Consider the following 11,651-nt stretch of genomic DNA (forward strand, 5'->3'; position numbering starts at 1 on the left):
TCTTTAACTGAACAATATTTTAAGAAGATGGGGTTACAGGTTCGTTACTTCATGCCGCCAAACAGTGTTGCACCTCTAGCTTTCTATTTCTTTGGTGATCTACTGAACGATTACTCAAACCTAGAGCTTATCAGCACCATCAGCACCATGGGTACATTCCAAAAAATCTACCGTCCTGAGATTTACAACGCGAATGCGGTTGCAGGTAACTGCTACCAACCAAACTTGAAAAACTTGGATCACTCGCTAACTCAAATCGTGTATGACCGAGAAGAACGAAGCAAATTAGCTATCGAACAAGGTAAATTCGCAGAAGAGACTTTCATTAAGCCATACCAGTCAGTTCTAGAGAACTGGTCTGCCAACTACGCGCTTTAATCGAGCAATTGCGCTCTTAAATCACCAAGGATAGGCAGTATACGTTATGAAAACATTATTACCGACTTCAACAGCAGGCAGCTTACCTAAGCCATCTTGGCTAGCACAGCCAGAGACACTTTGGTCTCCATGGAAACTGGAAGGCGACGAATTAACCGACGGCAAACAAGACGCGCTACGTGTCTCTCTTCAAGACCAGCAACAAGCCGGTATTGATATTGTGAGTGACGGCGAACAGACACGTCAGCACTTTGTAACAACCTTCATTGAACACCTGAATGGCGTGGATTTTGAAAAGCGTGAAACCGTTAAAATTCGCGACCGTTACGATGCGAGTGTACCAACAGTCGTTGGCCCTGTTTCTCGTCAAAAGTCGGTTTTTGTCGAAGATGCTAAGTTCTTACGCCAGCAAACGGATCAACCAATTAAGTGGGCTCTACCGGGGCCAATGACCATGATAGATACGCTTTACGACGCGCATTACCAAAGCCGTGAAAAGCTAGCATGGGAGTTCGCAAAAATCCTTAACGAAGAAGCAAAAGAGTTAGAAGCGGCTGGTGTTGATATTATTCAGTTCGATGAGCCTGCGTTTAACGTATTTTTTGATGACGTGAACGATTGGGGTATTGCTTGTTTAGAAAGAGCCATTGAAGGGCTTAAGTGTGAAACTGCAGTTCATATTTGTTATGGCTATGGCATCAAAGCAAATACGGATTGGAAAAAGACACTAGGTACCGAATGGCGCCAATACGAAGAGGTATTTCCTAAGCTTCAGCAGTCGAATATCGATATCATCTCATTAGAGTGTCATAACTCTCATGTGCCGGTTGAATTGCTTGAGCTCGTTCGAGGTAAGAAAGTGATGGTCGGTGCTATCGATGTTGCAACCAATTCAATTGAAACGCCGGAAGAAGTTGCCGACACTCTACGAGAAACACTGAAGTATGTTGATGCCGATAAGCTCTACCCGTGCACCAACTGCGGCATGGCTCCCCTTCCTCGTGAAATTGCCTCAGCTAAGCTCAATGCGCTAAGCGCTGGCGCAGAGATCGTTCGTAAAGAACTTTCAGAGTAACGGTTTAAACTCAAACTAAAACCGAATTCTTGAAGCCTAAGTATCCTATTAATACTTAGGCTTTTTCTATATTAGTACATGATCTTTATAAGCAGCGGCTTACCAGGTTTTATCTAAGTCTTGAGCATATAAAGAGATCGCGCGTTGGTACTCTTTAATCGCATCGCTATTAGTCGTAGATACCAAAAGCTCAAGTAACAGCGACGTCGCCTCTTTATGGCGACCCAAATTGTACAAACACATTGCGTAGAAAGGTTTCACCTCTATCGAGTCAGGATACTCAGCCCTAGTCTGTTCGAAATAGCCTAAAGCCTCTGCATAAAGACCAAGGCTTCGATAAGTACTCGCCAAACCGAACAGCGCATCAAAACGCTCTACTGAAGAAAGCACGCCAGACAGAGATAGCACATAGTGCTCAATCGCCTGTCGCTCTTTACCTTGATTATCGTAAGACCACGCGATCTGCAAGTGCGCTTTCGCGGCATAATTTTCATCAGTGAGTAGCGTTGCCAGCAAGTCACGTGACTCTTGGTACTTCTCTTCTTTTCGCAATTCGATTGCTTGTTTGATAATGGTGTCCATAGTTCTTCCTAAAATCAGTTCCATTTCAACGAGTCCTTTCACTTCAGACAACTGAGTAAAACCTTTTGATTGATAAAGCTTAATGGCGGGGTTCTCACTGAACACTCGCAACACTAACTGAGCCGATGATTGATTGTTCGCATGTTCAATAGCTAAATCGAGACACTTAGAGCCAAAGCCTCTACCTTGATATTCAGCTAATATCTGCAAGTCCCGAAGAAACGTTGTATCACTGGTGTAACTGAAGCGGATAACACCAATACGGCTATCCCCTACATAAATTTCATAGTTATCCAGTTCATCCCAGCTACGTAAAAACTGACTATGACCCCAAGCGATTCCACGAGCTTGATAGTAACTCGCCATATTCGTTTTAGTGATCGATTCAGCGAACTTAGGATCGGAACCTTTGACCAACCTTACTTCCATATTGTGTCCTTTGTTTTCAAATCACATCTGAATACGGCATAGAAAAGTGCCAAGAGTATTGCATCGTGTTTGAACCATCCTAATCAATCTGATTCCTTGTTTAACGCCTTCTCTAACCACATTGAACTGATGTATTGATTGTTTTTCTTCGCATATTCATTGAACACTCCGACTTCTCGAAATCCAAAACGTTTATGAAGTGCTATTGAAGCTTCATTAGGTAAAGCAACACCTGAGAGTACGCGGTGAACACCACAATCACTAATCGATGCAAATAGCTGAGAATAAAGCTTAGAGCCTAAACCTTTACCTTGAGCTTCAGCCGCAAAATAAATAGTGACCTCTGCGGTATCTTCAAATGCCGACATAGCCCTGTATTGCTGAGAACACGCGAAGCCTAATAACGCATCACCTTCTGTCGCAACATACAGTTGATATTTGCTTTGGCTCGAAAACTGAGAAAACCACTGCTGGCGATTTTCCAACGACAACTTCTCTTCTTCAAACCGCGCATTGGTATGTTCAATATAAAAGTTGAAGATATCGGTGATGCCTGCAATATCAGGTAATGTCCCTACTCTGATTTCCATGTAATGTCCTTTTAGTTGTCTATTTTGAATGACTAGTAAACAGGCATCAATAGTGACTGCAGAACTGACTCTCGCAAGGAATACCATCACGATCACCATCTATTTTCACATTGGGACAGTTTGCCAAATAAAACTTTGCTTCATCGCAAGATAGCATCTCACTACAATGCGTTTTACCTTGGCAACTAAATCCCATATTCTCATATGCAGGATTTAACTTAGGCTCCAATACCAAAAGATACAAACCTGCGCCAATAAGCCCGACGAAAAGTGCAGACAAAATAATTGAAAGAGGGTTAGATTTGGATGTTTCTATACCAACTAGTTGAGCACTCGAAGCGCTGAGTTTAGAGCCACTATTCGATAATTGAAATTCAACTTCATCCCCAACTTGAGGACGACGATAACCGTCCGTAAACTTCGATATATGAACAAAAACATCTCCCTCTAATTCATCTGAATTGATGAAGCCAAAACCTCTCTCATCAACCCAGCGAACAATTTTTCCATTCATAGCTATCCCTTCTTCAAACCGCTTTCAACTCTTGACTCATATCACCAACAATATGCAGATTACATTATGACAGCTTAATGTGGGGGCAAATTACTCGATGGACTCTTAACTTTACCCATTTTAGTCAGGATACCTTTGCCCTTCTCATAAACAAAAGATAAACCAAAGTAGACTGAAACCCACAAGACAAAATCGAGAGCAGCTAACTTGATATCAAGTGGATCTGAAAAGATGTTATAGGTGTGCCCAAACTTTGCTTCAATTGATTTAACTAAAATCACTGTAACGATAAAAATCACAATCCTCATGGGTTTTCCTATCTATATCTTTAAACTAAATCGTACACATGCGTGTGGATATTGTTTAAGTTATTCCAAGTATATAATAAGTTGACGGCCCTACTTGCCATCGACCTTTTCTATAAACCAACTCCCTTGGCACGGGCCATTGGTTAAGTGCCAAGGGCCGTCAAATCTATTGCTACTTCCATGTGCTGAAAAACGATAATCCCATCGGCGATGTTTGGCATATAAACGTAAGTCGCCGCTTTCACAGTAATCCAGCCCTCTAACGGTGTTCCGTTGTAGGTAAGCCTTAGGGTTGCCTTGCCCTCACGAATGGTTCCGGTAATAGTTGTGCGTTCACATATATTATTGCCAGTGGTGTTAATGCGACGGCCTAGCCACTCACCGTCGAAATCGGTAGAAGGAACAAATTGGGGAATATCAGGAAGTTTAGGAAACAACTCGGAATTACTAGACCCGAACCACTGAAGAGCACGACCAACAAGGGAGAAGACAACAAAGCCGATTGACATCGCTATCACAAATCCCTTTTTCATTATCCTCTTCCTAATCAGATGACCTAAAGAAAAGAACCCTAACATAATGAAAAGTAATAACTTACTATCAATTTAATTAATTTTGATATATTCCACAAATTGCATTCAAATGTTGAATATAGAGAAAGCGGCATTGAACGAAAATGCCGCGCATTGAGAATCAATTGTGTGCAGTGCCGGAAGCTCTACATAGAAAAACCCTAACCTTCCAAGGCATTGCGCCAATACTGAACGGTTTTCTCCGACACCAAGCATGTCTCGCTCGCCGCTGATACTAGAAAGTCACATAAGCGAGCTGCGACCTCTTCATTCCCCAACAAGTATAAACTGCGAATGGCTCGCGTTAGCCGTATCTATACTTAAGCGAGCGTCTACTATGAACTTTTCGATTTATTCCTCTGTTGTGCTTCACTGAGTTTCTCTTTCGCTAAGGCTTCTTGCTGGTCTAAAAAGCTAAAGAAGTTACTTTCGCTAATGAACGGGTTATTCAAACCATCGGCATTTTGCTTCTCACGATTAGCGAATAGATGATTCTTATGAGGATGGTTAGACAGATTCACACTCACAACAGGCGGCTGCAAAGCGATCTCTCGGACTCTGTCCATGCTCTCGAAGAACTGCTTCGCCAGCTTTGGATCTCGTGCATTAATACTATGTCCGCCAACTACAAATGCGCGATGTGATATACCGTTGTCTTTCACCATAAGGTCTATCGAATAATCCCCTTCTGTGTGGCCGGGCGTAAGGTAGAACTTAAACTCGTCCTCACCGACAATAAGACTACTGCTATCTTGCACAAAGAAGTCTACCTTGGGCGGCAAAAAGGTATTCTTACCACTGCTTTTGTTAGCTTGAGCTACGGCTAACTCATAACCCTTTTGTGTCATCACGACCTTTGCATCATATTCAGACTGGAGAAATTGTGCTCCACCAACATGATCAGAATGGCCGTGAGTCACCAAAATATGAGTGATAGCCTTATCTTGTAACCCAAGCTTTTTTAGATTGATGGGTATCCACATCGAATAAGGGAAATCGAGTGTATCAATCAGAACTAATCCCTTTGCAGTCTCTACCGCATAAGACGACACCCATCTATCACCAACGTAATAAACGTTATCGAACATTTGGAACGGTTCAACATAGCCGTTTTTAATCGACATTTCCGGTACGTCTTTAGATGCCATTGCACTGGTCGAAACCAATAACAACAAAGCCAAAACCAATTTTTTCATTTTACTTCCTAGACTGATAACGACGCATAAGTTAGCTGCAACGTCCTAATTAAATTCACAGTTCTAACATACGACACTAGTACTCTGCGACACATTTTAGCTCTGCTGCATGTTCAGGGAATCTTTCGTGAAGAAAGCACAACGCATCCGTTGGCGTTGGCGTTGGCGTAGCGTATAAGTTTTAGATTTAAGCCAGCAACCAGTGTGTTAATAACTGAGTACTAAACCTGAATTACTAAAAGAGATAGGTAAAATATGCACCGAAAGATTACGTCTTTCGCAGACAAAATCCCTCAGAAAGCGTCCTTCGGTGCATACAATTTCAAGCGACTGACATAGATGACTAGCGTAAGTCGCTAACATAAGTGACTAGCGTAAGCGTCTCAACACAACCTGCTGGTCGAGATCATTCTGATAGTCCGTGTAATCAAGCCCTTGATCAAATATGTACTCAGTGACAAGAGTACGAATGCACTCAACTAATGTGCTTGCTTGCCAAGGCTTTTCAAAGTAACGGTCGATACCTGCTGCATTAATCGCATTGATGGTATCAGTATGAGTGGCCTGCCCTGTAAGAAGAATTTTCTTTGTATTCGGAAAGCGGCTGTCATGGAACACGTCAGTGAGTAACTCCACCCCCGTTTTCCCTGGCATCACATGATCAGACACGATGACGGTAATGTGTTCGCCTTCTGCGTCAAGTTCATCAATGAGATCAAGCACTTCTTGTGCTGATTCACAATCTTCAATATTCAGCCAACTCGCCAGCGGCTCTAAATCTTGTACCACTGCGCTCAGTACTTCTCTCTGGTCATCGACACAGATTAAATTAAGCTTCTCCATGTTCACCCTCTACTGGTAACTTGATTCTAAATACAGTTTTAGAAGCATCACTTTTCACAATAATACTTCCGCCATAACCCGCCACAATCCGCTTAACTATTGATAAACCCAAGCCCAATCCAAACGATAAACCACCTTTTTTAGTGGTGAAGTTGGGCTGAAATACCTTTCTACGAGTCACCTCGTCTATCTCAGGGCCATTATTCGTGATCGTAACTAATATTCTTTTCTTACTTAATCTGGTTTGAATTTCTATTGCGGCATCGTCTGAATTCGACATTGCATCACAAGCATTCTTTACAATGTTGACCCAAATCTGAACGAGCTCTGTTTTCGAGCCTTTAAAAGTCGGCAAATCTGCAGGGCTCAATCGCACAGACACTCGACGTAACTCACTTTGTAACAACGATAAGGCATGGTTAATGGAGTCGTTAATATCAACCGCTTCTTCGGTGTCAATATCAACTCTGCCAAGTTGTTTAACCGATTTTACGATGCCAACGGTGTGTCTAGATGCCAAACGTAAATCATGTAAATCACAGCCCATCTGCCAAAAGCGAATCGCTTCTTCTGGGTTTTTCAGCCAATGTTTTGAAATAACGTCTGTTGCAGATAACGCGTCAATTGGAATCGCCTTGGCAAGAGAGCGAGCAATGTTCTTGTCTAAACCATATTTTCTTTCAAATTGTCGCCCACGTGTTCGCGCTTCTGACGACGACGTTTTCTGACCATGCATTAACCCAAAATCGAAAAATTGACTGGCTTCTGGATGCACTTCTTCGAGCAGATCCATGATGACCGTTTCAAGTCGACCAGATTTGCTATTTACTACACCAATAGCGTTGTTAAGCTCATGGGCAATCCCTGCAGCTAATTGACCCAAGGTCGTCATTTGCTCAGCAGTATGTAACTTCTCTAGCGCTTTTTGTTTCGCTATCGCTTCTTGTGTTGCACGGCGTTGACGACGCGACAACTCATTGACAATCACAGGTGTGAACTGTGCGGTAAGAGGGCCAAATTTACGTTCATCTTCTGCCGGCGTGTCTTTATCGATCCACGCTAACTCAACATCGGTTTTAGCAACAACCGTTGAAGATGCTGTCCAATTACCTGAAAAGAAGCTATGAACGCCTATAAAAGCTCCACTACCCGCGCTAAACACGCGTACTCGCGGTGTATTCGCTTCGGAATAAAACCCTTCCAGTTCTCCACTAAACACATAATACAAACGAGTGTTTAACGCTGATTGTTCAATAATGGTGTTACCGGCACGGCACGTCACCCGACGTTCTGTCTGATTAAAATAACGATCGATAAGTGCTTCTAGCTTTTGTTGATACACGTATCGTTATCCTATGTGACCAATTGAATGTAGCACCCACACCATAACAAAACTCAGTAGCACACCAACCACACCTAAAATAATACCGATTCTGGCCATTTGATTACTTTGCACATGACCTGTGGCATGAGCCAACGCATTCGGTGGCGTACTGATTGGCAGCGACATACCTAATGAAGCGGCAAAAGTCACAACCAGAATTAACGTTAACTCACCGCCTAGTGGCGTGAGTGAAGCCATAGACGAACCTAATGCAGCCATAATTGGCATTAACAAGTTAGCTGTTGCGGTATGAGACATAAAGTTTGCCATTACCAAACACAAGAACGCCGCTCCGAACAACACCACATAGGGTGAGTAAGCATCAAACGGAATGCTGTGTACCACGAGCCTTGCTAAGCCAGTTTTATCGAGAGCTAAACCAAGTGCAATACCACCTGATACAAGCCACAGTACGTCCCAAGAAATCTTTTTCAGGTCTTCTTTATTGATGATCCCTGTCAGTGAGAACACAGCGACAGGAATAAGAGCGACGGTATAAGAGTTCATGCCATGGCTTGAGCCCATTAACCAAAGAATGATGGTCAGCGCAAAAGTGACGTATACCGCAATGGCTTTGGGTGTTTTAAGGAATTTACCTTTGATGCTTAGCTCGATTTTCTTTTGGTCAGCTTTGTACATAAAGCCTATTAAAAACCACGCTAACGCCATCATAATAACGACAAACGGCACACCAAATGCCATCCATTCACCGAACGTAATTAGGTTGTCGCCAACTAAATATTTAAGTGCGATAGCGTTCGGCGGGGTACCGATCGGGGTACCAATGCCACCGATGTTAGCGGCAACAGGGATACAAAGCGCAAACGCTATACGACCGGGGTCTTTCGGGCCAAACACAGCCAGTACCGGCGTTAAAATAGATAGCATCATTGCCGTTGTTGCCGTGTTAGACATAAACATCGAAAAGATACCAGTGATCAACATTAAGCCGAGCATCACAAACTTTGGGTCTTGTCCAAATGGCTTCAATAATACACGGGCTAAGTTTACGTCTAATCGATACTTAGTGGCGGCCATCGCTAAGAAAAAACCGCCCAAAAACAGCATGATGATTGGGCTGGCGAATGTCGCCATGATGTCGCTGTATTTTAACAACTCACCAAAATGTTCCTGCCCATGCTCAAACCTTAAAAAGATCAGCCCTTTATCCGACAACATCAACAATTGCAGAACGATAATAACAACAGACGTCGCGTAGATCGGGATGGGCTCGAACACCCAGCACAATGCCGCTAATAAAAAGATCGCGATAACGCGTTGTTGAATAATCGTAAGGCCTTCAAATGGGAACGCTGATAGCGGCATTACGAGGATAATGAAAGGAATTAAAATAGGGATAATGTATTTAATATAGGGGCGCATAGCACAAAAACTCTTCCTGAGATAACAACTACTTAGAAATTAGATTTAAAGTTCTAATTTAGTCCGACAACGAATTATCGACCTCTTATCACTATCTCACTATCGGCTAGATCAATGATTCCGTAATCGCGATATCCCCTTTTTCGATTCTGTGCGCTACCTCTACGTTTGTATGTGATTTACTGTTGCAATTAAATTCAGGAGAGTGGTTTCTACGTTCCTAGTCATAATCCGTTCCAGTTACTCTAGATACTGTCAGAACAGATCAGTCACTTAAAGTCACGTCCATAAATTAAAGCCATGCCCATAAATTGAGGACCGCTTCTGATAAAAGCGCTGAACAACCTTTTAAAGGATGAAGTAATGGATACTGGCACTACTATAAAGTGCCTTTTCTAATAGTTGGTTGCTTGTCATGTTTCCTCCTTGAAACTAAGACCGAATAGATTTGGTTGTTTATATGACTAGCATCTTTGAGAGACAAATCGAACGGTCTACACCGACATATTTACCATAAGCACTGGATTCTGAGTAAGCGTGGCGACAATAAAAGGTCACCGCTTTAGAGTTAACTCTACGTGTCGATAAAATAGCTTTTCGATAACCTTTTTCAATCGCAAGACATTCGAGTTGTTTCAACAAATATGAGCCAGCACCGGCTTTGTTAGAGTACATCCGCTTAAGTTCACAAACTTCACTTTCGTGATATCTAAATACCCCACATGCCACCGCGCTATCATTTAGATACACCACGATACATCCATCTTTTGATGGGTCGAAAGCGTCAGATACAAAAGAGCTTTCGCCTGTGTCATTAGTAATCTGGCGAAGTGACAAATTCAGCTCAGCGGTTAATGACTGAAAATCTCTATGATTTGGTTCTATTTTCTTATATTCGAATTCCATACCTACCACATAATGCCAACTCAATCAGCATGATCAAAAATACAATATTGCAGATCGCCCCAAGAATAGGAAATATTGCCGTCTCTACAATCACACGAGAAAGTGTTCGCTACAAAGGTAAGTGCTTAATCCAAGGCGGTCGAAAGTAAGCACGAACCGCTTTATACATGGCGATGATGGCAGCCATGCAATGTAACACCATATTCATAGCGACTTATGCTCGACTTTTAGCAGCTGTAAAACCTAAAAAAGTTGTAACAACCGCGTGTGTTCGAAAGATGGTTGTGACCCTTAACTCTATGCTGAGAGATGGTGCCATGTGGGATGAAAATACAGCCAAAAACTAATCATTGACCATAGTCGTTTGTATGGATAATAAGCACTCCAATCGGGTAATGTGAGACCCAGGCTTTAGCTGCAACTAAAGCTTTCTATGTAGTAGTTCGTTTAAACGCTGGCTCCTCTATCGAGAGACCGATAACAAACATGAACGCTACATAGGACTTCAAGCATAAACCTCGAATAGTCGACTGGGTCTCGAACCCGCATTACGCAAGCATGAGTTAGCTTATTATGAATACCAAAATCAATCAAAGCATCAACGTTGGAGTTGATACCGGCAAAACACAATTAGACATCCACATCAGGCCACTAGACCTATTTTTCTCAGTAGAGAACAATGATAAAGGCATCAAAAAAGCACTCAAAACGATTAAGAGTCACAATCCTGAACGAATCGTTATTGAAGCAACAGGCCGATTAGAAATGCCTTTTGTTCTTGCATGTGCAGAGGCTCAATTACCTATTGTCAGAGCAAACCCTGTCCACATAAAACGGTTCGCTGGTGCTATTGGCCGCAGAGCCAAAAATGATCGTTTAGATGCAGAATTGATTGCTCACTATGGAGAAGCAATCAAACCAGCTCTTACTGTCATAAAGCCAAAAAACATACGCCTAATGAGTGACTTAGTCATTCGCCGAAACCAGTTGTTATCCATGCAAACCATGGAAAAGAACCGAATCCAGATACTTCCCGCTTCTCTCCATCCGACTATCAAACCGATGCTAACCACGATAAAAAATCAAATCACCAAGTTAGAAGAAAAGCTCGTTAAACTCATTGAAGATAGCCCTGAATATCAGGCTAAAAACACAATATTGCAGAGCGTCCCTGGAATAGGAAACATTGCCGCTGCATCAATAATTAGCAACGTACCAGAACTTGGCTACATCACAAATAAACAAGCGGCATCACTAATTGGTGTCGCTCCAATAACACGCGAAAGTGGGCGCTACAAAGGTAAGCGCGTGATCCAAGGCGGTCGAGCGCAAGTACGCACAGTGTTATATATGGCAATGATGTCAGCCATGCAATGTAACCCCGTATTCAAAGCAACTTATGCTCGACTTGTAGCTGCCGGAAAGCCTAAGAAAGTCGCAATAATCGCGTGTGTTCGAAAGATGGTTGTGACTCTTAACTCTATGCTGAGA

At 42.6% G+C, this 11,651-nt stretch carries 13 protein-coding genes and 3 pseudogenes; 4 read left to right on the top strand and 12 right to left on the bottom strand.

Annotated elements, in window-relative coordinates:
* A partial coding sequence (locus AB4496_RS11040) for a putative oxygenase MesX (protein ID WP_372130954.1) occupies positions 1–378 on the top strand: 378 nt, incomplete at its 5' end.
* A gap of 46 nt (positions 379–424) precedes the next feature.
* Entirely contained in the window at positions 425–1,453 is a 1,029-nt protein-coding gene (locus AB4496_RS11045) for a methionine synthase (RefSeq protein WP_009846559.1), read from the top strand.
* A 99-nt stretch (positions 1,454–1,552) separates the two neighbouring features.
* Here AB4496_RS11045 and AB4496_RS11050 read toward each other — a convergent pair whose 3' ends face one another.
* From AB4496_RS11050 to AB4496_RS11105, 12 genes and pseudogenes are all read right to left on the bottom strand, one after another.
* On the bottom strand, positions 1,553–2,035 hold the full coding sequence (locus tag AB4496_RS11050) for a tetratricopeptide repeat protein (RefSeq protein ID WP_240798308.1): 483 nt from the start codon (positions 2,033–2,035) through the stop codon (positions 1,553–1,555).
* Positions 2,033–2,464: pseudogene (locus tag AB4496_RS11055) on the bottom strand (GNAT family N-acetyltransferase); the annotation flags it as partial. The gene AB4496_RS11050 and the pseudogene AB4496_RS11055, both read right to left, overlap by 3 nt.
* A gap of 83 nt (positions 2,465–2,547) precedes the next feature.
* Positions 2,548–3,054 carry a GNAT family N-acetyltransferase gene (locus AB4496_RS11060; RefSeq protein WP_102257310.1) on the bottom strand — a complete coding sequence of 169 codons (507 nt, stop codon included), beginning with the start codon at positions 3,052–3,054 and terminating at the stop codon, positions 2,548–2,550.
* Between the two features lie 46 nt (positions 3,055–3,100).
* The gene (locus tag AB4496_RS11065) at positions 3,101–3,568 is read right to left on the bottom strand and encodes a cold shock domain-containing protein (protein WP_017081025.1); all 468 of its coding nucleotides are present in this window, start codon (positions 3,566–3,568) and stop codon (positions 3,101–3,103) included.
* Positions 3,569–3,642: 74 nt separating this feature from the next.
* Positions 3,643–3,876 carry a hypothetical protein gene (locus tag AB4496_RS11070; RefSeq protein ID WP_017077144.1) on the bottom strand — a complete coding sequence of 78 codons (234 nt, stop codon included), beginning with the start codon at positions 3,874–3,876 and terminating at the stop codon, positions 3,643–3,645.
* Positions 3,877–3,966: 90 nt separating this feature from the next.
* Positions 3,967–4,409 (bottom strand): annotated as a pseudogene (locus AB4496_RS11075) (hypothetical protein).
* Between the two features lie 105 nt (positions 4,410–4,514).
* Positions 4,515–4,664, bottom strand: coding sequence for a hypothetical protein (locus AB4496_RS11080; protein ID WP_181360435.1), 150 nt, complete (start codon positions 4,662–4,664; stop codon positions 4,515–4,517).
* Positions 4,665–4,783: 119 nt separating this feature from the next.
* A complete protein-coding gene (locus tag AB4496_RS11085) occupies positions 4,784–5,644 on the bottom strand; it encodes an MBL fold metallo-hydrolase (RefSeq protein ID WP_102257311.1) in 861 nt (286 codons plus the stop codon).
* A 369-nt stretch (positions 5,645–6,013) separates the two neighbouring features.
* Entirely contained in the window at positions 6,014–6,487 is a 474-nt protein-coding gene (locus AB4496_RS11090; protein WP_017103024.1) for a response regulator, read from the bottom strand.
* Positions 6,474–7,829: an ATP-binding protein gene (locus AB4496_RS11095; protein WP_102257312.1), complete on the bottom strand. Its 1,356-nt coding sequence runs from the start codon at positions 7,827–7,829 to the stop codon at positions 6,474–6,476. The genes AB4496_RS11090 and AB4496_RS11095 overlap by 14 nt, the downstream gene beginning before the upstream one ends.
* A 6-nt stretch (positions 7,830–7,835) precedes the next feature.
* The gene (locus AB4496_RS11100; protein WP_004733551.1) at positions 7,836–9,254 is read right to left on the bottom strand and encodes a DASS family sodium-coupled anion symporter; all 1,419 of its coding nucleotides are present in this window, start codon (positions 9,252–9,254) and stop codon (positions 7,836–7,838) included.
* A 456-nt stretch (positions 9,255–9,710) separates the two neighbouring features.
* Complete coding sequence (locus tag AB4496_RS11105) at positions 9,711–10,160, bottom strand: GNAT family N-acetyltransferase (protein WP_102257313.1); 450 nt, start codon at positions 10,158–10,160, stop codon at positions 9,711–9,713.
* Between the two features lie 35 nt (positions 10,161–10,195).
* On the opposite strand from AB4496_RS11105, the pseudogene AB4496_RS11110 reads away from it, so the two are divergent.
* Both AB4496_RS11110 and AB4496_RS11115 read left to right on the top strand, forming a co-directional pair.
* Positions 10,196–10,507, top strand: a pseudogene (locus tag AB4496_RS11110) (IS110 family transposase); the annotation flags it as partial.
* Between the two features lie 226 nt (positions 10,508–10,733).
* The coding region (locus tag AB4496_RS11115) for an IS110 family transposase (protein ID WP_372130956.1) at positions 10,734–11,651 on the top strand (918 nt) is incomplete at its 3' end.

Origin of the sequence: Vibrio sp. 10N.222.46.A1, from assembly GCF_041473595.1 — a bacterium.
GTDB lineage: Bacteria > Pseudomonadota > Gammaproteobacteria > Enterobacterales > Vibrionaceae > Vibrio > Vibrio tasmaniensis_A.